This window comes from Streptomyces sp. NPDC001492 (genome assembly GCF_053597275.1).
In genome coordinates this window covers 167,090-188,301 of the sequence record NZ_JBSFHW010000015.1, presented here as the reverse complement: position 1 = coordinate 188,301, position 21,212 = coordinate 167,090, and the positions used below count along the sequence as shown (strand labels likewise).

General features: G+C 70.3%; 20 protein-coding genes and 2 pseudogenes. 17 read left to right on the top strand and 5 right to left on the bottom strand.

Annotated features, from left to right (window positions below; genetic code table 11):
• Nucleotides 1–143 precede the first annotated feature (143 nt).
• The 4 genes and pseudogenes from ACWC1K_RS21120 to ACWC1K_RS21105 all read left to right on the top strand — a co-directional run bounded on the left by ACWC1K_RS21120 (nucleotide 144) and on the right by ACWC1K_RS21105 (nucleotide 2,773).
• Nucleotides 144–1,169 carry a PP2C family protein-serine/threonine phosphatase gene (locus tag ACWC1K_RS21120; protein WP_450833304.1) on the top strand — a complete coding sequence of 342 codons (1,026 nt, stop codon included), beginning with the start codon at nucleotides 144–146 and terminating at the stop codon, nucleotides 1,167–1,169.
• A 367-nt stretch (nucleotides 1,170–1,536) separates the two neighbouring features.
• Nucleotides 1,537–2,162: pseudogene (locus tag ACWC1K_RS21115) on the top strand (hypothetical protein).
• 22 nt (nucleotides 2,163–2,184) lie between these two features.
• The gene (locus ACWC1K_RS21110) at nucleotides 2,185–2,340 is read left to right on the top strand and encodes a hypothetical protein (protein ID WP_450833288.1); all 156 of its coding nucleotides are present in this window, start codon (nucleotides 2,185–2,187) and stop codon (nucleotides 2,338–2,340) included.
• Between the two features lie 244 nt (nucleotides 2,341–2,584).
• Nucleotides 2,585–2,773, top strand: coding sequence for a hypothetical protein (locus ACWC1K_RS21105; RefSeq protein ID WP_450833287.1), 189 nt, complete (start codon nucleotides 2,585–2,587; stop codon nucleotides 2,771–2,773).
• A gap of 46 nt (nucleotides 2,774–2,819) precedes the next feature.
• Here the strand turns inward: ACWC1K_RS21105 and ACWC1K_RS21100 are convergent.
• From ACWC1K_RS21100 to ACWC1K_RS21080, 5 genes and pseudogenes are all read right to left on the bottom strand, one after another.
• Nucleotides 2,820–2,924, bottom strand: a pseudogene (locus tag ACWC1K_RS21100) (alpha/beta hydrolase); the annotation flags it as partial.
• A 335-nt stretch (nucleotides 2,925–3,259) separates the two neighbouring features.
• Nucleotides 3,260–3,988, bottom strand: coding sequence for an NADPH-dependent F420 reductase (gene npdG, locus ACWC1K_RS21095; RefSeq protein ID WP_450833285.1), 729 nt, complete (start codon nucleotides 3,986–3,988; stop codon nucleotides 3,260–3,262).
• A gap of 100 nt (nucleotides 3,989–4,088) precedes the next feature.
• The gene (locus ACWC1K_RS21090) at nucleotides 4,089–5,027 is read right to left on the bottom strand and encodes a TIGR03619 family F420-dependent LLM class oxidoreductase (RefSeq protein WP_450833284.1); all 939 of its coding nucleotides are present in this window, start codon (nucleotides 5,025–5,027) and stop codon (nucleotides 4,089–4,091) included.
• Between the two features lie 123 nt (nucleotides 5,028–5,150).
• On the bottom strand, nucleotides 5,151–6,437 hold the full coding sequence (locus ACWC1K_RS21085) for a cytochrome P450 (RefSeq protein ID WP_450695835.1): 1,287 nt from the start codon (nucleotides 6,435–6,437) through the stop codon (nucleotides 5,151–5,153).
• A gap of 17 nt (nucleotides 6,438–6,454) precedes the next feature.
• Entirely contained in the window at nucleotides 6,455–7,774 is a 1,320-nt protein-coding gene (locus ACWC1K_RS21080; RefSeq protein WP_450833302.1) for a glutamine synthetase family protein, read from the bottom strand.
• A gap of 349 nt (nucleotides 7,775–8,123) precedes the next feature.
• On the opposite strand from ACWC1K_RS21080, the gene ACWC1K_RS21075 reads away from it, so the two are divergent.
• From ACWC1K_RS21075 to ACWC1K_RS21015, 13 genes are all read left to right on the top strand, one after another.
• Entirely contained in the window at nucleotides 8,124–8,312 is a 189-nt protein-coding gene (locus ACWC1K_RS21075; protein ID WP_062019341.1) for a ferredoxin, read from the top strand.
• A gap of 2 nt (nucleotides 8,313–8,314) precedes the next feature.
• Nucleotides 8,315–9,532: an NAD(P)/FAD-dependent oxidoreductase gene (locus tag ACWC1K_RS21070; RefSeq protein ID WP_450833282.1), complete on the top strand. Its 1,218-nt coding sequence runs from the start codon at nucleotides 8,315–8,317 to the stop codon at nucleotides 9,530–9,532.
• 14 nt (nucleotides 9,533–9,546) lie between these two features.
• Nucleotides 9,547–10,353, top strand: coding sequence for an acetoacetate decarboxylase family protein (locus ACWC1K_RS21065; protein WP_450833281.1), 807 nt, complete (start codon nucleotides 9,547–9,549; stop codon nucleotides 10,351–10,353).
• A gap of 34 nt (nucleotides 10,354–10,387) precedes the next feature.
• Nucleotides 10,388–11,851, top strand: coding sequence for an aldehyde dehydrogenase (locus tag ACWC1K_RS21060; RefSeq protein ID WP_450833279.1), 1,464 nt, complete (start codon nucleotides 10,388–10,390; stop codon nucleotides 11,849–11,851).
• On the top strand, nucleotides 11,844–12,779 hold the full coding sequence (locus ACWC1K_RS21055; protein ID WP_450833278.1) for a 3,4-dihydroxyphenylacetate 2,3-dioxygenase: 936 nt from the start codon (nucleotides 11,844–11,846) through the stop codon (nucleotides 12,777–12,779). Before ACWC1K_RS21060 ends, ACWC1K_RS21055 begins: the two co-directional genes overlap by 8 nt.
• A 12-nt stretch (nucleotides 12,780–12,791) precedes the next feature.
• Nucleotides 12,792–13,637, top strand: a complete 846-nt coding sequence (locus ACWC1K_RS21050; protein ID WP_450833276.1) for a fumarylacetoacetate hydrolase family protein — start codon at nucleotides 12,792–12,794, stop codon at nucleotides 13,635–13,637.
• A gap of 49 nt (nucleotides 13,638–13,686) precedes the next feature.
• The gene (locus tag ACWC1K_RS21045) at nucleotides 13,687–14,289 is read left to right on the top strand and encodes a TetR/AcrR family transcriptional regulator (protein WP_450833275.1); all 603 of its coding nucleotides are present in this window, start codon (nucleotides 13,687–13,689) and stop codon (nucleotides 14,287–14,289) included.
• 233 nt (nucleotides 14,290–14,522) lie between these two features.
• Nucleotides 14,523–15,719 carry a cytochrome P450 gene (locus ACWC1K_RS21040; RefSeq protein ID WP_450833273.1) on the top strand — a complete coding sequence of 399 codons (1,197 nt, stop codon included), beginning with the start codon at nucleotides 14,523–14,525 and terminating at the stop codon, nucleotides 15,717–15,719.
• Between the two features lie 34 nt (nucleotides 15,720–15,753).
• Nucleotides 15,754–15,966 (top strand): ferredoxin, encoded by a 213-nt coding sequence (locus ACWC1K_RS21035; RefSeq protein WP_450833272.1) that lies wholly within the window; start codon nucleotides 15,754–15,756, stop codon nucleotides 15,964–15,966.
• Between the two features lie 515 nt (nucleotides 15,967–16,481).
• Nucleotides 16,482–17,939 carry an APC family permease gene (locus ACWC1K_RS21030; protein WP_450833270.1) on the top strand — a complete coding sequence of 486 codons (1,458 nt, stop codon included), beginning with the start codon at nucleotides 16,482–16,484 and terminating at the stop codon, nucleotides 17,937–17,939.
• A 93-nt stretch (nucleotides 17,940–18,032) separates the two neighbouring features.
• A complete protein-coding gene (locus ACWC1K_RS21025; protein WP_450833269.1) occupies nucleotides 18,033–19,547 on the top strand; it encodes an aldehyde dehydrogenase in 1,515 nt (504 codons plus the stop codon).
• Complete coding sequence (locus ACWC1K_RS21020) at nucleotides 19,544–20,266, top strand: gamma-glutamyl-gamma-aminobutyrate hydrolase family protein (protein WP_450833267.1); 723 nt, start codon at nucleotides 19,544–19,546, stop codon at nucleotides 20,264–20,266. The genes ACWC1K_RS21025 and ACWC1K_RS21020 overlap by 4 nt, the downstream gene beginning before the upstream one ends.
• Before the next feature lie 7 nt (nucleotides 20,267–20,273).
• Entirely contained in the window at nucleotides 20,274–21,179 is a 906-nt protein-coding gene (locus tag ACWC1K_RS21015; RefSeq protein WP_450833265.1) for a hypothetical protein, read from the top strand.
• Nucleotides 21,180–21,212 lie beyond the last annotated feature (33 nt).

The following is a 21,212-nucleotide window of genomic DNA, read 5'->3' as shown; positions in this document are numbered from 1 at the left end:
CGATCGCTCGCGTGCGGTGCGTGACGTCCCCGCGCCCGATGTCCGCTCTGGTCGATATGATGCATTTTGTGATCATGCTTGGGCGGCTGTGGCGCCGTTGTCCTGCCTACGGCGGCCGATGGGAAGCTGCCCGGTTGTCACCCGTGATCCTGACCGTCCTCATCGCCGGCCTGGCGTTCTCCACGCCCAGGGAAATCGCCGTCAGCCGCCTTCTGCCCGCCGCACCCGCCCTTGCCGCCGCGATGTGGCCCGTGCTCCCCACGATCCTGTTGGGGGCGTTCTGCCTGCTGACCATGATCGTTCTCAGCTTCTTCTACACCGATCTGGGGACGCAGTACACGTCGGCCGCGATCATCGCGGTCACTCTGGCGGCCGCGTACGCGAGCCATGTCCGGCTTCAGCGAGAGGAAATACTCTTCCAGGTCCGGTTCGTCGCCGACGCGGTCCAGAAGGTGCTGCTGCGCCCGCTGCCGCGCCGCATCGAGGACGTCGAGATCGAGTCGCTGTATCTGGCGGCCCAGGAGCAGGCCCGGGTCGGCGGCGACTTCTATGAGGCGATCGGTACACCGCACGGGGTCCGGCTGCTCATAGGCGACGTACGCGGCAAGGGCATGGCCGCGGTGGGGGCGGCCTCGGCGGTGATCAGCTGCTTCAGGGAGGCCGCGTACGACGAGCCCGACCTGCAGGGCATCATCCACCGGCTGGAGACCACCATCACGCGCCACAGCGCTGCGTTTCCCGTCCAGGACCAGTCGGAGCACTTCGCCACCGCTCTCCTCGCCGAGATCCCGTACGGCGGCGGCCACATGCGACTGCTCAACTGCGGGCATCCCCCGCCGCTGATCGCGCACCGTGGGCAGGTCCGGGTCCTCGAGCCCACCACCCCCTCGCCGCCCCTCAACCTCGCGGAGCTGATCGGTGACCGCTACTGGGTCGACATCGTCGCCATCGCCCCGGGTGACCAGTTGCTGCTGTACACGGACGGCGTATCGGAGACCCGGGACCACACGGGCCAGTTCTTCCCGCTGTCCAACTGGATGCGGCGGCAGAGCCTGGAGCAGCCCCGCGAGCTGCTCGACCGGCTGCACAGAGATCTGCTGCAGCACAGCGGCGGAAGGCTCGACGACGACATCGCCGCCCTCGCGCTGAAGTGCTCGCGGGGGCCATGACGGGAGGAGCTGCGGGGCGTCGTCCCACGGGCCCGCCGGCTTCGGCTGCACCGACCTCCGGCGGGCACCCCTGAGAGTCCAGGCGTGTACGGATGAACGGGCCAGGACGGCGGCGTGTCGCTGCCCGGGCAAGGTCGCTGCGATCGGCCCTTCGACCGACGCTTCGACGAGTGGCTTTTTGACGGGAACGACGACGGACGGAGAACCGGATGCTGGTACTGGGGCGCTCGCAGGTCGAGTCCCTGCTCGACCTGGACACGTTGATCGATGCGTTCGTCTCGGCGATGGGGGACCTCAGCGCGGACCACGCCTCCGCCCCGCCCGCGTCGCCGCACTGGTGTCCGAGCATGAGGCCCTCCTTGCGGCGATGCCCGGCTTCGTGACGTCGGCCGGGGTACTCATGAGCAAGCCGGTCCCCCTCTCCCCGCGCAACGCGGGAACGGTGCTGCCGACCCATCGGGCGCTGATCGTGGTCTTCGATCCGGGGACGGGCGAGCGTACGGCGCTGCTCGACGTACGGCCATCACCGCGGCGCGGAGCGGCGCCTGCTCGGCCTTGTCGGCGCGGCTGCCGGCCACGCGAGGACGCCACGGTTCTCGCGGTGCTGGGCTCGGCGTGGAGGCGCGGTCCCACGCCCGCGCGATCCGCCGGGTCCGCCCGATCCGGGTGGCCGGCCGTGATCCGGCGACAGCAGACGCCTTGGCCGAGGAGGTGTCGGCGGTGGTGCAGGCCGAGGTTCGTCCGGCGGCCACCTACGCCGAGGCGCTCGATGGCGCGGACATCGTCGCGGCGACCACCCACACCGTCGAACCGGTGATCCGCCGCGCCTGGCTGACACCCGGGGTGCACATCACGTCGGTGGGGTACAACCTGGCCGGCCGGGAGGTCGACGACGCGACGGTCGCCGAGGCTCTGGTGTGCGTCGAATCGCGGCAGTGCCGCGCTGGCCCCTTTCCCCGCGGGCAGCAACGACCTGCTGATCCCGATCCGTGACGGGCTCATCACGGCCGAGCACGTGCACATCGAACGGGGCGAACTCGTCTCCGGCAGCACAACGGGACCCAGCTCGCCGGACCAGATCACTCTGTACAAGTCGGTCGGCGTGGCAGTCCAGGACGCCGCAGCCGCCGCCCGCGAGCAGTCCGCCGGCGAGGAGATCACCTTGCGATGATGCCGATGGTCGTCAAGGTATGTGGTCCACTTACCGGTTGACAGCCGCATGGCGAGCATCCGGTCGATGGCCACGCCGTCGAGGAGGGTCCATCCCGGCGGGCCGAAAGGCTCCCGCTGCCTGAGTAAGGGGACTGGCGTTCGAGATGTCCCCCGGGCGAGGGAAATGGTGAGTAGTTGTATGTACTGATCGAAGGCGCGGGCATGCCCTGAATGGAGTATTCACGCCTGGCCGGGAGGTTGCCATGCACAGCCGCCGAATCCTCGCCCTGGGAGCCGCCGCCCTCATGGGCGGCCTGCTGACCTTGGGAGGCGCACCCGCCACCTCGGCGCAGGAGAGGGTCTGCGCCGCCGTCGATGTCGCCGACCTCAAGGTTCAGGCCGACACCGGGAGAGGGGCGCAGGATGACTGTATCCGTGTCCATGTCCTGTGACTGAGTGTCGAGCCCGCTGATTCGACAACTCGGCGCGGAACGCCCGTCAGTCGGTGGTGAGGTGGGTGCTGACGAAGTCGGTGAGTTTGTCGACGGCGGGTTCGACGTACTGCTTCTTGTCGTAGAGGTCGACGTGGCTGGCGCCCTTGATCCAGCCATCCCGGCCCACCGACGCAAACGCATGCGGCTGCTGTCACGGACCCGGTGGTACGCCGGCTGCACCAGGACTGGGCACACGACGCCCGGGAAGCCGGAGCGTAGTTGGGGATGAATGATGCCGTGGCCGGAACCGGCTGCTCAGACTGCTGACGGCACCGGCGGTGCCGGACCGTGCCCCGCGGGTGCTGGGGACGAATTCCCTTCCGCAAGGGCTGCATCTACGGCACTGTGCTCGTCGACGTCGAAGCAGGTCGGACCGCGGACGTGCTGCCCGAACGCGTCTCGGAGACGTTCGCGGCCCGGCGCAAGGATGATCCTGACGTCTTCTCAGACGTCGGTGATGCGCAGGCCGGCGTGGGCCTTGTAGCGGCGGTTCACCGAGATCAGGTTGGCTACCAGCGACTCCACCTGGTGGGCGTTGCGCAGTCGTCCGCCGTAGAGGCCGCGTGCGCCCGGGAGGCGTGAGGCGAGTGCCTGGACGGTGTCGGTGGCGGCGCGTTCATCACCCAGGACGAGTATGTCGGTGTCGATCTTCTCGATCTGCCGGTCTTCCAGAGTGACGGCGGAGAGATGGTGGAATGCGGCGGTCACCCGGGAGTCCGGCAACAGCGCGGCGGCCTGTTCGGCGGCGCTGCCCTCCTCGGGTCTGAGCGCGTAGGCGCCCTTCTTGTCGAAGCCGAGTGGGTTGACGCAGTCGACCACGATCTTGCCGGCGAGTTCCGCGCGGAGCGCGGCCAGCAGCTCGGCATGTCCCTCCCAGGGAGTGGCGACGATCACCAGGTGGCTCTCCCGCGCGGTCGTGGCGTTGTCGGCGCCGCGGACGTCAGGGCCGATGGATGCTGCCGTGGAGGCGGCCCGGGCGGCGTCCCGTGAGCCGATGATGACCTGTTGGCCCGCGCCGGCGAGCCGGTAGGCGAGGCCGCGCCCCTGTGGGCCGGTGCCACCGAGGATGCCCACGACCAGGCCGGACACATCGGGGAGGCGATGGGGATCGTTTCGACTGGCTTCAGCGGGAGTGGAGGGACGGGCGCCGGCGGCTTCGTCGGGAGTCGTCATGTTGTGGTCCTTGGCTCGTTCGGTTCGTTCTTCCGCGGCCCGGTGCCGCTTGTCGTCGGAGGGCTGCTGGGGCCGCGATGCGGGACATCGGCTGACACCGTCAGGCGGTCAGCGACTCCACGCGGCGCATCACCTCGCGGCAGAACGCGCCCACCCCGTTCGGATCGTCGGTGAACTGCGAGGGCTTGACGCAGAAGGTGGTGAATCCCTGGGCCATCTGCTCGGGGATGGGCTCGAGAGCCTGGGCCAGGTCGGCGCAGGAGTCGTCGTCGGGGAACACGGCGCGGGTGCCGCCGATCATCTCCAGGTCGGCGATGTCGCGGCCCGCGGCGGCCATCGCGGTCTTCAGTGTCTGCATGTGCTCGGGCGTCACCTTGCCCAGCGGGTTGAAGGCGTGGCCGTACCGGACGATCCTGCGGACCATCGCCTCGTGCATGCCCGCGCCGCCGAAGCACAGTCGGGGGCCGTCCGGGCGGTAGGCCTTGGGCTCGAAGTACACGTCCTGGAACGTGTAGTACTCGCTCTCGTGGGACACGGGAGAGGGGCCCCACAACTTCGCCCAGATCTCCAGGTGTTCGTCGAGGAGCTTGCCGCGCCGGGAGAACGGGACATTGAGTGCCGCGTACTCGTCCCGGCTCCAGCTGACGTTGGGCAGCACGATCAGACGGCCCTCGGAGAGAAGGTCGAGGGTGCCGAGCTCACGGGCCAGGAGCAGGGGATGCCGCAGGGGCGCGATGACCGCCGAGGCGGCGAGACGCAGGCGCTCGGTGACAGCGGCGATCGCGCTGAGCAGCATGAGGGAGTTGGGCCAGGGTGTATGGGGGTCCTGGTTGCCGGGCAGGGCGTAGTCGCGGGGGTTGCCCATCACGCCATTGGCTCCGGCGTCCGGGCCGAGCACGATGTGTTCGCTGATCATGACGGAGTCGAATCCGGCGTCCTCGGCCTCGCGAGCCCAGCGGATCACGGTCGGCAGATCCGCGCGGCCTGCGGTCATGGTCCAGTTCTCGCTCAGGACGAGCTGCATGCGGGGAGTGGTCATCGTGGTGGTCCTCGGGACGAGTGGTTGAGGGCAGACGTGAGTGGCGCCGCTCGTTCGGGCCGGGGCGCCCCGGCAGCCGCAGCCGTCCGGACGGCTGCGGCAGGCGGTCAGGCGGTCAGGCGGTCAGACGAGGGTGACCTCGACCGGCAGCTTCTTGATGCCGTTGACGAAGTTGGAGCGCACCCGGGGGACGTCACCCACCAGCCGGATGTCGGCGATGCGCGGGATGAGCTCCTCGAACATGATGCGGATCTCGGTGCGGGCGAGGAGGTTGCCCAGGCACAGGTGGGGGCTGCCCTTGCCGAAGGTGACGTGGTCGTTGTCCCGGCGTGTGACGTCGAAGTCGTAGGGGTTGCCGAAGACCTCCTCGTCGCGGTTGCCGGAGGCGTACCACATGACGACCTTGTCGCCCTCCTTGATCTGCTTGCCGCCCAGTTCGACGTCGCGGGTCGCGGTGCGGCGGAAGTGGTAGACGGGGGAGGCCCAGCGCAGGAACTCCTCGACCGCCGTGGGGATCAGCGACGGGTCGTCCTTCAGCCTCGCCAGCTGCTCGGGGTGCTGGAGGAGGGCCAGCATGGAGTGGGAGATGGTGTGGCGGGTGGTCTCGTTTCCGGCAACGACCAGGAGCAGGAAGTAGTTGTCGAAGTCCTCGGCCGAGAGCGGGATGCCGTCGCGTGGCGTGGTGTTGACCAGCTTCGAGACCAGGTCCGTGCCGTCGCCGCCGCGTCGCTGCCGGGCCAGCTCACGGCCGTACTCGAAGACCTCCAGCGAGGCGGGGGAGCGGAAGGGCAGATCGCGGTACTGCTCGCTCTCCTCGCTGTGCAGCAGGACGTCGGCGTAGTCGGGGTCGGTGTGGCCGATGATGCGGTTGCCCCAGTCGATGAGCTGCTGGTTGTCCTCCGGCGGCACGTCGAGGAGCCGGGCCAGGACGTTGATGGGGAAGTCGGCGGAGACGTCGGCGACGAAGTCGAAGGTGCCCTTGGCGAGGGCCGCATCCAGCGTCTTGGCGGTCAGGCCGCGCAGGAAGTCGCTGTAGCTGTTGATGACGCTCGCGCCGAACTGCCGCTGGATCACGTTGCGCAGGGCGCGGTGGCGGACGCCGTCCATCTCCAGGATGGAGGCGCGCTTCTTGATCTGGTCCTCGTCGACCTCTTCGAGGTTCACGAACTTCGTCGAGGTGAAGGTCTCGGCGTCGCGGTCGACGCGGGCGATGTCGGCGTGCCGGGTCACCGCCCAGAAGCCGGAGTTGGGAGCCTCCTCGGGCTGCCAGTGCACCGGGTCCTGGTGACGCAGGGTGTGGAACATGCGCCACGGGGTGGTCCCGTCGGTGAAGTTGTCCAGGTCGGCGAGGTTGACGTCCGCCAGCGGCATCGGGTCGGTCACGGCGGCGGTCGGGGTCTCGGTCGTCATCGCATGGCTCCCAGTCGTCACAGGTGGTAGGCGTACTCGGTGAACTCCCAGTCGGTGATGTGCCGTTGGAAGCGTTCGATCTCGTTGCGCTTGTAGGAGAGGAAGGATGCGGTGAAGTCCTTGCCGAGGACGTCGGTCAGTTCCGTGTCCGCTTCCAGGGCGTCCAGCGCGGCCGGCAGGCTCATGGGCAGCACGGCTGCCCTTGCGGTGTCGTAGCCGTAGCCCTCCAGTGGGGCGGGGGGCTCCTCGCCGGCCGACACCCCGAGCAGCGCGGCGGCGGCCGCGCCCGCGATCAGCAGGTACGGGTTGGCGCTGGCGTCACCGAGGCGCAGTTCGAAGCGGGCGCCGGAGCCGCGCTCGGGCGGGATGCGGACCATGGCGCTGCGGTTGTCCAGGCCCCAGTCGATCAGCCAGGGGGCGAGGGTGTCCGGGCCGAATCGCTTGTAGGAGTTCACGGTCGGGTTGGCCAGGGCGGCCAGGGCCGGGGCGTGGGCGAGGATGCCGGCGACGGCGTGGCGGGCGGTGGCGGACAACCCGTACGGCCCGGTGGGGTCGTCGAAGGCGTTGCCTCCCTCGTCGTTCTCGCAGGACAGGTGGAGATGGAAACCGGAGCCTCCGGCGTCGTTGAACGGCTTGGCCATGAAGGTCGCGAGCTTCCCCTCCTTCCGGGCCAGCTCCTTGATCGCGGACTTGAAGCGGAAGGCGCGGTCCGCGGCGGACAGGGCTTCGGAGTGGGTGAGGTTGATCTCGAACTGGCCGCCGTCGAACTCGTGGTTGCCGCTGGTCACGCCGATGTTCATGTCCCGCAGCAGGCGCAGGGTGCGCAGCAGGTGGTTGTCGCCGTCGGCGCGCAGACCGGCGGTGTAGACGGCGCCGGTGGTCCCGGCGTAACGCTTCCAGCCGCTCGGGGAGGCAGGGTCCTCGTCGCAGAGGAAGTACTCGAGTTCCGGACCGACCACCGGACGCAGGCCGTATTCGGCGCACCGGGCGAGGACCGTGCGCAGTAGATCGCGCGGTGACTCGGGCGCGGGCAGGCCGGTGGCCGGGTCAGTGGCGTCGGCGAGGCAGGAGACAACGCCGGGTTCCCAGGGGAGGGGGACCAGGCTGTCCAGGTCGGGTCGCACGGTGATGTCGGGCAGGCCGGCGTCGAGACCGCCGGAGACGGGGACCACGTCGCCCTGGGGGCTGGTGTGGTAGACGGCCCGGCAGAAGGCCAGGCCGTGCTCGCAGGCCGACGGCAGGTGGTCCAGCAGGATGTCGCGTGCGCGGTCGACGCCGATCAGGTCGGGATAGGTCACGCGCACCACGTCGATGCCCTCGGCGGCGAGCCGCTGCATGTGCTGACGGAGGCTGGGGTTCGGGGCTGCGCTCACCGATGTCTCCTCGGGCGCTTGGGGGTGTGGGTGGCGAGAGAAGTCGGAGGGCCGGTGCTGGTGGGGGCACGGCCTACTTGTTTGGTGCCAAACGGTATGGGCGCTACGGGCACCCCGCAAGAGGGGATGGAAAAAAATTATCCGCATGGATAGGTATTGACCAGGGGCGGGTCGCTTCCTATGTTGTTTGAAGCCAAATGAGTTGGGGCCCGGTCAGTCGCCAGGCCCTTGGCCGGGGCCCGGCCCAAGCGGTCGGGCCCCTCTTCCTCTCCTCGCCCCCGCCCCGACGCCCTCACTTTCAGGAGGACCGGCCATGAAGGTCGTCGTCGACATGAACAAGTGCCAGGACCACGGCCAGTGCGTCTTCGCCGCCCCCGATGTCTTCTCCATGGACGACAGCGGCCACCTGGCCTACGTCACCGACCCCGACGACGCGCTGCGCGACGAGGTCGAGGAAGCCGCCGACGTGTGTCCGCTCCAGGCCATCCGTATCGAGGACTGACCATGACGTCGACGCACGCACGCATCGTCGTGGCCGGCGCATCCATGGCCGGTCTGCGCGCGGCCGAACAGCTGCGGGCCGCCGGCTGGACCGGAGCCATCACGCTCGTCGGTGACGAGCCGCACATGCCCTACAACCGACCGCCCCTGTCCAAGGAGGTCCTGGCCGGCAACGCGCCCTTCGAGTCCCTCGCCTTCCGCCCGCGGGCGAGCGTGGCCGACGCGCAGTGGCGGCTGGGCACCAAGGTCGTCGCCGCGCGACTCGCGCAGAACATCGTCGAGTTCGACGACGGCGAGGCACTCTCGTACGACGGTCTGGTCGTCGCCACCGGAATGCGGCCCCGGCGCCTGCGCTGCCCCGGCCCGCTCGCCGGCCGGCACACGGTCCGCACCATCGACGACGCGCAGGGCCTGCGGCAGGCCCTCACCCGGCCCGGAGCCCGGGTGGTCGTCGTCGGAGGCGGCTTCATCGGCTGCGAGGTCGCCGCCACCGCCGTGGCCCTGGGTGCCCGCGAGGTGACCGTCGTCGACCCGCTGCCCCTGCCGATGGTCGGCCCCCTCGGCGAACTCCTCGCCAGGGCCCTGCTGAAGCGCCACGAGGAACGCGGCGTGCGCTTCGCCCTCGGCACGGGGGTGACCGGCTTCACCGGCGACGACCACGTCACCGGCGTCGCCCTCGCCGACGGCACCGTCCTGCCCGCCGACGTGGTGGTCGAGTCGGTCGGCTCGGTCGCCAACACCGAGTGGCTGGACGGCAACGGCCTCGACCTGAGCGACGGCGTGCCCACCGACGAGCACCTGCGCGTCGGCGGACGGCCCGACGTGGTGGCCGTCGGTGACGTGGCCCGCTTCCCCAACGCCCGCTACGACGGCGTACCGCGCCGTGTGGAGCACTGGTGCATCCCCACGGACACCGCCAAGCACGCCGCGAAGACCCTCGTCGCCCACCTGACCGGCGCCGGCCACGACCTGTCCCCGTTCGCACCGTTGCCCACCTTCTGGAGCGACCAGCACGACTTCCGCCTGCAGTCCTTCGGGGCACCGGTGCTCGGCAAGGAGGACGTGCGCGTACTGGAAGGCGACCTCGACGGTGACGTCGTCGTCGGCTATCACGCCGGTGGCCGGCTGGCCGGTGTCGTCGCCCTGGGCGGCCAGGCCGCGGCGGCCGCCGCCTCCCGCTACCGCGCCGAACTGCTCGCGCAGCCCGCCCTCATCTCCTAAGGACCTTGCTGACCATGACCACCGTCCGTGGATTCTTCTCCCCCAAGACGGCGAGCGGAGCCTCGTCGCTGATCCCCTCACCACCCTGGCGGTACTCCGGGGACCTGCTCACCGTCGAGTACCGCACCGACCCCTCCCGGGTGCGTGAACTGCTGCCCGAGCCGCTGGAGTTGGCGGACGAGGACCCGGGCGCCGTGGCGCTGATCTGGGCCGACTGGCAGTCCTGCTCGGGTTCTGGTCAGGAGCTGCTGGACCCGGTCCTGGCCCAGTACAAGGAGGCGTTCGCGGTCGTGCGCTGCAAGTACCGGGGGCAGACCTACACCCGCTGCGTGTACATCTGGGTCGACAAGGACTTCGCCATCGCGCGCGGGCTGCACCAGGGATACCCGAAGAAGCTCGGCTCGATCCACCAGACCCGCCCGCACCCCTACGGGCCCGCCCCGCGCATCGAGGCCGGCGCCCGCTTCGGCGCCACCCTCGCCGCCGCCGACCGGCGCCTGGCCCAGACCGTGGTCACCCTGCGCGAACCGTCCGAGACCAACGGCTTCGTCAACGCCCACCCCATGGCCCACCACCGCTGGCTGCCCTCCATCGAGAAGGGCAAGGGTCTGGCGCTCGACGAGCTGATCGAGTCCGGCGCCGCCTCCTTCGAGGGCGGGCAGCCGTGGCGCGGCGACGCCGAGCTGGAGCTGTTCGAGGCGCCCACCGAGGAACTGGCACGCCTGGAGATCCGCGAGCCGATCGCCGCCTACTACCGGCAGGTCGGTGTCGTGTGGGACGGCGGCCGACTGCTGGAGTCCGGCACATCCGGCGCCGAGTAACCCCCGTACAGATCACAGGACTTGGAGACCGGACATGACCGAGCACACCCTCACGGTGGCCGGGGTCGCCGTCGACACCCGGCACTGGATCGGCGGCGAGCGCGTCGCCTCCACCGAAACGTTCCCCGATGTCTCGCCGATTGACGGCAGCGTCCTGGGGGAGATCTCCCGGGGCACCGCCATGGAGGCCGCGGCCGCGGTGGCCGCGGCGAAGGCCGCCTTCCCCGCCTGGGCCGCCACCCCCCGCGCCGAACGCGCCCGCATCCTGCACGCCGTCGCCGACGGCGTCGAGAAGCGGCTGGAAGAGCTCGCCGTCGTCGAGACCACCGACAACGGTGCCCTGCTCCGCTCCCACCGCCGGGGCGTCATGCCCCGCGTCGCCCACAACTTCCGCTTCTTCGCGGACTGGCTGCTGAAGCTGGAGCACGAGGACTTCGAGACGCGCGGGCACACCAACCACGTCAGCTGGGACCCGGCGGGCCCCTGCGTGCTGATCACGCCGTGGAACGCCCCCCTGATGCTGGCTACTTGGAAGGTGGCCCCGGCTCTCGCGGCCGGCAACACGGTCATCCTCAAGCCCGCCGAGTGGACCCCGCTGACCGCGTCCCTGCTGGCCGACATCGCCGCCGAGGCCGGGCTGCCCGCCGGGGTGCTGAACGTCGTCCAGGGCTACGGTTCGGAGATCGGCGACGCCCTGACCTCGCACCCCGACGTGCGGCGGATCAGCTTCACCGGCTCGGTGCCGACGGCGAAGCGGATCTCGGCCTCGGCTGCCGCGAACCTGACCCCGCTCAGCCTCGAACTCGGCGGCAAGTCACCCCTGTTGGTGTTCGCCGACGCCGACCTGGACCTCGCGGTCGACCTGGCGGTGGAGCAGTACGACAACGCCGGGCAGGTGTGCCTGGCCGCGACGCGCTTCCTGGTCGAGGAGTCGGTCGCCGAGGAGTTCACCCGCCGCTTCGTCGAGAAGGCCGGACAGCTCACCCAGGGCGACCCGCGGGACGAGGCCACCGACATCGGCCCGAACATCCACCCGCGCCAGCTGGAGAAGATCGACGGGTTCGTGCAGCGGGCGCTCGCGGCCGGGGCCCGCGCGGTCATCGGCGGCCACCGGGGGGACGGCCAGTACTACGCGCCCACCCTCCTCACCGACGTCGCCCAGGACTCGGAGATCGTGCAGGAGGAGGTCTTCGGCCCCGTCCTGACCCTGCAGACCTTCACAGACGAGGACGAGGCCGTCCGCCTCGCCAACGACACCCGCTTCGGGCTGGCCGCCACGCTCGCCACCGGTGACCCGGAGCGCGCCGAACGCGTCACCGCCCGGCTGGTCGCGGGCACGGTCTGGACCAACTGCTTCTTCGTCCGCGACCTCCAGGCGCCCTTCGGCGGCTCCCGCCACTCCGGAGTCGGCCGCGAGGGCGGCACCTGGAGCTTCGACTTCTACTGCGACGTGAAGAACACCGTGACCGCCCCGCACGGTTGGAGGAACCATGGGTGAGATCGTCGGGGCGGGCCTGCTCGCCCACGTCCCCACCATCGTGCTTCCGCGGGAGACCCGGCTGGAGCTCAACGAGGGCAGGGAGATCACCCTCGTCACCGGCCTGCACCAGCTCCGCAAGGACGTCTTCGAGCGCGACGACTACGACACCGTCGTCGTCCTGGACTCCCACTGGGCCACGACGGTCGAGTTCGTCGTCACCGCGCAAGCACGCAGGGCCGGGCTCTTCACCTCCGAGGAGCTGCCGCGCGGGATGTGCCGGATGCCGTACGACTTCCCGGGCGACCCCGAACTCGCCGCGAACATCGAGAAGTTCGCGGACAAGCACGGCACCTGGATCACCGCGATCGAGGACGACTACCTGCCGATCTACTACGCCACCATCAACCTCTGGAAGTTCCTCGGCGAGGGTCTGCCGGACAAGCGGTGGGTGACCATCGGGGTCTGCCAGACCGGCGACATGGAGGACCACCTGCGCCTCGGCCGCGCCCTGGCCGACGGCATCGCCGCCACCCCGGGCCGCCGGGTCCTGGTCATCGCCTCCGGTGCGCTCTCCCACACCTTCTGGCCGCTGCGCGAACTGCGCGACCACGAGTCGAGCGACCCCGTGCACATCTTCACGCCGGAAGCGCGCGAGGCCGACCTGGAGCGCATCGCCTGGTTCAAGGAGGGCCGCCACGGCAAGGTTCTCGACACCATGCCGGAGTTCTCGCAGTACAAGCCCGAGGCGAAGTTCTTCCACTACCTGATGATGGCCGGCGCCCTCGGTGAGCAGGCGTGCGTCGCCAAGGCCCGCCAGTACGGCGAGTACGAGAACTCCATCGGCACCGGCCAGGTCCACCTGTGGTTCGACCGCCCGGCCGACGGCTGGACCGGCTCCGGCCCGTCCGCGACCCCGGCCCCGCGCACCCCTCACAGTCGTATCTAGGAGCCCGGAAACATGCCCGAGTACCGCCGCATCCTCCTCGACGGCGCCGCCGTCCAGGTCACCGTCGAAGGCGATGAGCTCGTCGCCGGGGACGGCCGCCGCGTCAAGACCGAGGACGCGCAGCACCTGCCGCCTGTCGTCCCTTCCAAGGTCATCGCCGTCCACCTCAACCACCGCAGCCGCGTCGACGAGTTCCAGATCGACCTACCCGACACCCCCACCTACTTCCACAAGCCGACTTCCTCCCTCAACTCCCACAAGGGCGCCATCGTCCGCCCCGAGGGCTGCAAGTGGCTCAACTACGAGGGCGAGGTCGCCATCGTCATCGGGAAGACCGCGCGGAACATCTCCCCGGCCGAAGCGGGCGAGTACATCGTCGGCTACACCATCGCCAACGACTACGGACTGCACGACTTCCGCGACACCGACGCCGGTTCCATGCTCCGGGTCAAGGGCTCCGACACCCTCTGCCCCCTCGGCCCCGGCCTGGTCACCGACTGGGACTTCCACGGCAAGAGCCTGCGCACCTACGTCAACGGCGAGGTGGTGCAGGACGGTTCGACCGACGAGATGAAGTGGGACATGCACTACCTCGTCGCCGACATCGCCCGCACCATCACCCTCTACCCGGGGGACGTACTCCTGTCCGGCACCCCCGCCAACTCCCGCCCCGTCCAGCCCGGAGACGTCGTCGAGGTCGAGGTCGAGGGCCTCGGCCGGCTCACCAACCACATCGTCACCGGTCCCACCGCCATCCGCACCGACGTCGGCGCCCAGCCCACCGAGTCAGAGGAGGTCCTGTCCACCGCCCTCGGCGGCGACTGGGAGTTCCGCGGCATCCGCCCGCCGAAGCGCTGACGCCCCTGCGACGGTCCGCAGGCCACCGTGTGCGGGTAGGGTCGCGTCCATGAGCGATTCCTCCGACAAGCCCCCCGCCAGGCCCCGCAAGCGCGTGGACTACGGGACCGGCCGCGAGGCCCTGCTCAACGCGGCCGTGCGCGTGGTGGCCCGGGGCGGGCTGCGCAAGCTCACCTATCGCGCCGTCGCGGAAGAGGCGGGTGTCACGCACGGGCTCGTGGTGCACCACTTCGGTTCGCGGGACGCGCTGATCGAGGCGGCCCTCGAACACGCGGTGCGCACCAGCACGAGTATCAGCTCCCTGGAACCCGGCACGGGCGACATCGCGGACTTCGCGGCGGGGCTGGCGGAGATGGTCACCCGCGAGCCGGGCATGCAGATCTTCCAGTACGAGCTCATGCTCGAATCACGGCGCAGGCCCGAACTGCTGCCGCAGATCCGCGCGCTGTACGACGAGTACTTCCAGGCCACCGAGAGGGAGCTGTCCCGCAGCCTGCCCGACGGCACCAGCCCTGCCCTGACCCGGCTCGTCTTCGCCGCTCTGGAGGGTCTCGTGCTGCACCAGCTGGTCCTCGACGAGCCGGACGTCACCGAGGCCGCAATGAAGGAACTGCGGTCACTGCTGACCCGGCAGCCTGGAGACGCGGAGTAGTCGCGCCTACGCCAACCACTGCCATAACAGCAGGTCAGGGCTGGGCCCCCGTCGCATGGCGACGGGGGCCCAGTGCTTTTGCGGCGGCGTAAAGAGTTGATTACGCGGCCGCGAAGTATTGACGAAATTATCCGAGTGGATAATTCTCGCGGTACGAGGTCTCTGGTCGTCCCTCTCTCTCCCCATCTCCAGTTCCCCCCCCGTCTCGCGCCCGATACCAGGAGTGCCACGACATGACCGTCACCACCGCCGGACCCGCGTCCGCAACCGAGGACCTGCTGCCCTTCCGCGACCCCGGCTTCCGGGCGGACCCGTACCCGTACTACGCGCGGCTGCGGCAGGAGCACCCGGTCTACCGGCATCCGGTGGGCCTGTACGTCGTCTCCCGCTACGAGGACGTCGCCCGGCTGATCCGCAACCCCACCCTGAGCGTGCAGCAGCTCGACTTCGGGCCGGCCGCCCCGATCCACCACACCATGCTCGGCAAGGACGCCCCCGACCACACCCGGCTGCGCCGGATCACCAACCGCTGGTTCACGCCCAAGGCCGTCGAGGAGTGGTCCAAGGTGATGCGCGCCTGCGTGGAGACCGTGCTCGACGAGGTCGAGAAGGGCGACGGCACCCTGGACGCGGCCGGCGGCCTGTCCCTGAAGTGCACCTTCGAGACGACCTGCCACATCTTCGGCATCGAGCCGACCGAGATGGACACCATCCAGCGCAAGACCTACGAGATCGGGCTGAGCCTCGGCCCCGGCGGCAACGACGAGGAGGCCCGCGCCACCACGGAGGCGTTCGCCTGGTTCGCCGAGCATATCCGCAAGCTCGTGGCCGACAAGCGGGACCACCCCGGCGAGGGACTGGTCGACGCCTTCATCGCCGCGCAGGACGAGGGCAGGATGACCGAGGACGAGGTCGTCTACACCATCTTCCTGTTCTTCGCCGTGGGCCACCTCGACGTCAAGCACCTGATCAACCACGGCATCTGGCTGATGACGCAGCGGCCCGAGCTGTTCGCCGCCTACCGCGACGAGCCGGAGGCACGGCCGGGCATCATCAACGAGATCCTGCGGATCGACACGCCCGAGTCGATGGTGGTGCGCCTGACCACGCAGGACACGGTCATCGGTGACACCACCGTGCCGGCCGGAGAGGCGCTGGCCCTGCTCATCGCCTCCGCCAACCGCGACCCCGAGGTCTTCGCCGACCCCGACACCTTCGACCACACCCGCCCGGTCGCCGCCGGCCAGCACCTGGCCTTCGGCTCCGGCATGCACGGCTGCGCCGGCCAGGTCCTGGCCCGCGCCGAGGCCGACATCGTCTTCAGCTCGATCGTCAACCGGTTCTCCGGTGTCGAGTTGGCGGGAGAGCCCGCCTGTGCGCACACCGAGTTCCTGCGCACGATCACCCACCTCCCCGTCCGTTTTCTCTGATCCTCCCGACCTCTTTCGAAAGACAGGAGCCGTCATGAAGGCCGAAGTCGACCTCAACAAGTGCCAGGACCACGGCCAGTGCGTGTACGCGGCCCCCGACCTGTTCGCGCTGGACGACGAGGGGCGCCTGTCCCTGCGGTCGCAGGCGACCGACGTCTACGTGGCCGACGTGGACGTGGCAAGCGCCGAGGAACTGTACGAGGCCGCCGAGGTCTGCCCGCTGCAGGCCATCACGGTCCACGAGTAGGGACGGGAACGCGGCACGTCGCCGATGGCGTCCGGGCCACCGGAGAGCGACCCCGGCGACTGCGGTCTGACCGTCGGTCGCCCAGGGAGTACGCGGCCTGCATCGCGGCCGTCGTCCAGTCGCCGCGGCACGGCGGCCGCCGGACGGGCGCCAAGCGGACCCTGCCGACCCTGCTGAGCGTCAACCCCCCTCTACGGCCTCGACGATCGCTGCCGCGGCATCCGCGGCGGGTGCCGGGTGATCTACGTCCACCCCCACGACGCGGGTCGTGTCCTGCCCGACCGCGCACGGCTGCTGGGCCGCCCACTTCCCCGAGGCCAACGTCCTGGTACGCCTCATGCGCCGGGGCACGGCCGGCCGGCCCGTCGCCTGGGTCACGGTCTCGCAAAGACCTCCGAGGCCGCAGAAGGATCTCCCCGAAACCCCTTGCCAAACGGATAGTTCCAGCCCACCATGAGGCAACTCGTTTGGCCTAAAACGAAACTCCGCCCCCCGTCCCCCGGCAGGTGATTCGAGTGGACAGTCAGACCGTGTCTCTTACGCAAGCGGGTCATGATGCATCCATGGCAGGCAGGCTCAAGCCCGATTCTCTCGGTGTCCTGGGCGTTCTCTTCTTCGTTCTCTCCGCCCAGGCACCGCTGACGGCCATCGCCGGGGCTGTGCCCTTCGCCGTCGCCATCGGCAGCGGCGCAGGCGCTCCTACCGCCTATGTCGCGGCCGGCGTCATCGTCCTGCTGTTCTCCGTCGGATTCGTCGCCATGAGCCGTCATGTCGTGGACGCCGGAGCCTTCTACGCCTATATCGGCAAGGGCCTCGGTCGGCCGGCCGGTTCCGGCGGCGCCGGGCTCGCCCTCCTGGCCTACTGTGCCGTCCAGGCCGCCATGTACGGGCTGTACGGCGCCTCGGTGAGTGCCCTGGTCGAGCACTACTCGGGTGCCCACGTGGCATGGTGGGTCTGGGTCCTGGTCACCATGGCGGTCGTGGAGATCCTCGGCGCCCTGGGGATCGACATGGGCGCGAAGATCCTCGCCGTCTTCGTGCTGGCCGAGTTCAGCATCCTGGTCGCCTTCGCCCTCGTGACCTTCTTCAAGGGCGGCGGCCCCGAGGGGCTCGGCGTCACCGAGAGCTTCTCGCCGTCCGCCGCGCTCCAGGGCGCTCCCGGTGTGGCCCTGATGTTCGCCGTGGCGTCGATGTTCGGCTTCGAGTCCACGGCCATCTACGGCGAGGAAGCCCGCGAGCCCCGCAAGACCGTCCCCCGCGCCGCCTACGCCTCCGTCACGCTGATCACCGTCTTCCTCGCCTTCACCACGTGGATGCTGGTCTCGGCGCACGGCGCATCCCAGGCGACGGGCGATGCCGGTAAGGCGCTGCAGAGCGGTGACGGGACCAGCTTCGTCTTCGCCCCGATCGCCGCCCTGTTCGGCGGCTGGGCGGGCGACGTGCTGCCGATCCTGCTGGTCACGTCCCTCTTCGCGGGCATCCTGGCCTTCCATAACTCCGCCAACCGCTACCTGTTCTCCCTCGGCCGCGAGGGTCTGCTGCCCCGCGGCCTGACCGTCGTCAACCGGCGTCACTCGCCCTGGGGCGCCGGCGCCGCGCAGACCGCTATCTCCGTGCTGCTGGTGATGCCCTTCGCCCTCCTCGGCAAGGACCCGGTGCTGACCCTCTTCTCCTGGCTCAGCGGCGTCTCCGTCCTCGGCGTCATGCTGCTGTACTTCCTGACCTCGGTCTCGGTCGTCGTGTTCTTCCGCCGCTCGCGCGCCGACACCCGCCCGTGGAACACCCTGATCGCCCCCGTACTGGGCGCACTCGGCATCGCCGGGGCCGTCTGGATCATCGTCGACAACTTCACGACGCTGATCGGCGGTGACCAGACGACGGCCATGTGGCTCGAGCTCACCGTTCCGGTGGTGCTGGTCCTCGGTGTCGTCGGCGCCCGGCTGACACGGACCCGGGCGGAGACCTCCGACTGAACACCGTGATGCCTCACCGATACGGCCGGAGCCTGCGCCCCGGCCGTATCGGGCCTTCTGCCGAGCACCACGAGTTGTTTGTCATCGACCGACATGAAGGAAGCGAAGGGAAAGCGCGTGCTGAACGCCACCCATGAGGAACTGCTGCGCCGCGCCAAGGAACTCGACCTGCCCACGCAGCACCACATCGACGGCAGGAGCGAAGCCGGTGACGGTGGATCGTTCGCCGTGATCTCCCCGCGCGACGGCCAGAGCCTGGTCCAGGTCGCCGACGCGCGGGAGGCGGAGGTCGATCTCGCCGTCGCGGCGGCGCGCCGCGCCTTCGACACCGGGCCGTGGCCGCACCTGGCGCCCGCCGAGCGCGGCCGGGTCCTGCTGCGGATCGCCGAGCTGTTGGAGGAGCGGCGCGAGGAACTGGCGCTGACGGTGAGCCTGGAGATGGGCAAACCGATCACGGACGCGTACGCCATCGAGCTGCGCGCCGCGATCAACACCTTTCGCTGGTACGGGCAGCTCGCCGACAAACTCACGGACGAGTCCCCCCACACCGCACCGGACTCGCTCGCCCTGATCACCCGGGAGCCGACCGGTGTCGTCGGCGCCGTAGTGCCGTGGAACTTCCCGCTCACGTTGGCGAGCTGGAAAGTCGCGCCCGCGCTCGCCGCGGGCTGCACGGTCGTCCTGAAGCCGTCGGAGTCCTCTCCGCTGTCCGCCCTCCTGCTCGGCCGCGTCGCCACCGACGCCGGACTGCCGCCGGGTGTCCTCAACGTCGTGACGGGTGACGGGCCGGTGGCCGGCCGGGCGCTCGGCCTCCACCCCGGCGTCGATGTCCTGGCCTTCACCGGGTCCACGGCCGTCGGCCGTCACTTCCTGCGCTACGCCGCCGACTCCAACCTCAAGCGCGTCTGGCTCGAACTCGGCGGCAAGTCACCGAACATCATCCTCCCCGACGCCCCCGACCTGGAGAAGGCCGCGGCGACCGCCGCCTGGGGCATCTTCTTCAACCAGGGCGAGATGTGCACCGCCCCCTCCCGGCTGCTTGTCCACTCCTCCATCGCCGAGCAGGTCACGGAGGCGGTCGTGGCACGGGCGCGCGAGCTCCGGGTGGGCGACCCGCTCGATCCGGCCACCGAGATGGGTGCGCTGGTCGGCGACAGCCACCTCGGCAGGGTCCTGGAGCATGTCGCCTCCGGCCTGGACGAGGGCGCCCGGCTGCGCGTGGGCGGGGGCCGGGCCCTGGCCGAGACCGGCGGCAGCTACCTGCGGCCCACCGTGTTCGACCGGGTCGACCCCGGCATGCGGCTGGCCCGCGAGGAGATCTTCGGCCCCGTCCTGTCCGTCCTCACCTTCGACGACCTCGACGAGGCGGTACGGCTGGCCAACGCCACCGAGTACGGCCTCGCCGCCGGTCTGTGGACCTCCGACCTGTCCACCGCCCACAAGGTCTCGCGCGCGCTGAAGGCCGGGACGGTCTGGGTCAACTGCTACGAGGAGGGCGACCTGACCGTCCCCTTCGGCGGCATGAAGCAGTCCGGCAACGGCCGCGACAAGTCCGCCCACGCCATCGAGAAGTACACCGAACTGAAGACCACCTGGATCCAGCTGTGACCCGTACGCACACGCGACCCCTGATCGCGATTCCGGCCCGGTTCGCCGCCACCACCTCCGCGCTCCGCTACGCCGCCGAGGTCAACGCCCGCGCGCTGGTCGAGGCCGTGTGGCGGGCCGGGGGCGAGCCGGTGAGCATCCACCCCGCCGACCCGGCCGGAGCCGACGTGGCCGAGCGGCTCGCCCGCTTCGAGGGCGTGCTGCTCCCGGGCGGCGGAGACCTGGCACCGCACCGGTACGGAGCCACCGACACCCACGACAGCGTCTATGACGTCGACGACCTCCAGGACGTGTTCGACCTCGAAGTCGCCCGGCGGGCCCTGGACTTGGGACTGCCCCTGCTCGCGATCTGCCGAGGGCTGCAGGTGGTGAACGTCGCCCTCGGCGGCAGCCTGGAACAGGACATGGGCGGCGCGGACCGCGAACACCGGCACATCGTGCATCCGGTCGCGATCCAGCGCGGCACCCTGCTCGAACAGGCCACCGGCGCCGAGAAGACGGAGGCCTCCTGCTACCACCACCAGCGCGTCGACCGCATCGGTGTCGGGCTCACGGCCACCGCGCGGGCCGCCGACGGCACCGTGGAGGGACTCGAACTGCCCGGACACCCCGGGTGGTTCACGGCGGTGCAGTGGCACCCCGAGGACACCGCGGACCGGGACCCGGCCCAGGAGGCCCTGTTCGACGCACTGGTTGACGCCGCCCACCGAAGACACTGAAAAGGACATGGCTCTCTTCGTCCACAAGCGACAGGCACCCCGCCTCGCCCCCGAACTCGACGACGTCGCGCTGGGCCGGGTGCTGAGAGGCATCGCCGCCGCCCGGGGGCCGGGGCCGCAGGACCTCGCCATCGCCCAGGTGGAGCGGCTCCTGCGGAACACCGGTGACGACTGGGACCGCCGCTGCCACCGGGTCGGCGTCCTCGCGCAGGCCGCGCCCGCGCTGGCCCGGACCTGGCGCGCGCGGCGGCCCCGCGACCCGGATGCCCTGGCGCTGGCCGGGTGGTCCGAACTGGCGACCGACCCGCATGGGGCCCTGGCGCTCTGCCGCGTCGCCGCCGATGCCCGCCCTGGTGATCCGACCCCCTGGGTGGGTGCGCTGGCGGCGCTGCGGCTTCTGGGGCGGCCGAGTTCTGAACTGTCCCCCGTCTGGCAGGAGATACGCGCGCGTGATCCATGGCACCGGGAGGCGCATCTGCAGATCCTGGGCTACCTCTCCCCGGAGGAGCAGGGCAGCCAGGCCGCGCTGCGGGACTTCCTCGACGATGCCATCGCGGTCATGCCGTGGGACGCGCCGACGGCATGCCTGCCGCTGACGGCGGCTGTGCGGCAGTACCACCGGGAAAGGAGCGGCGGAGGACTCCAGGCGCTGGGGGTCAGCCGGTACTGGTCGCAGCCGCACACCGCACGGCTGCTGGACCAAGGCATGGCCCACTGGCTGCACCCTGGTCACCTGCGTCACGCGGCCGCCGTCGCGGACCTGGGAATCCTCGCCTACGCCCTGACCCGGGCAGGCCGCAGCAGGCATGCAGGCCCGGTCTTCTCCGAGGTCGGCGGACTGGTGACGCCGTGGCCCTGGAGCTACGAGGGCGAGCCGGTGGAGTGCTACCTCGACTACTCAGGCCGCAGGTAGGTGTGGGTGCGGCTCTCCTGCCGCACGGCGCCG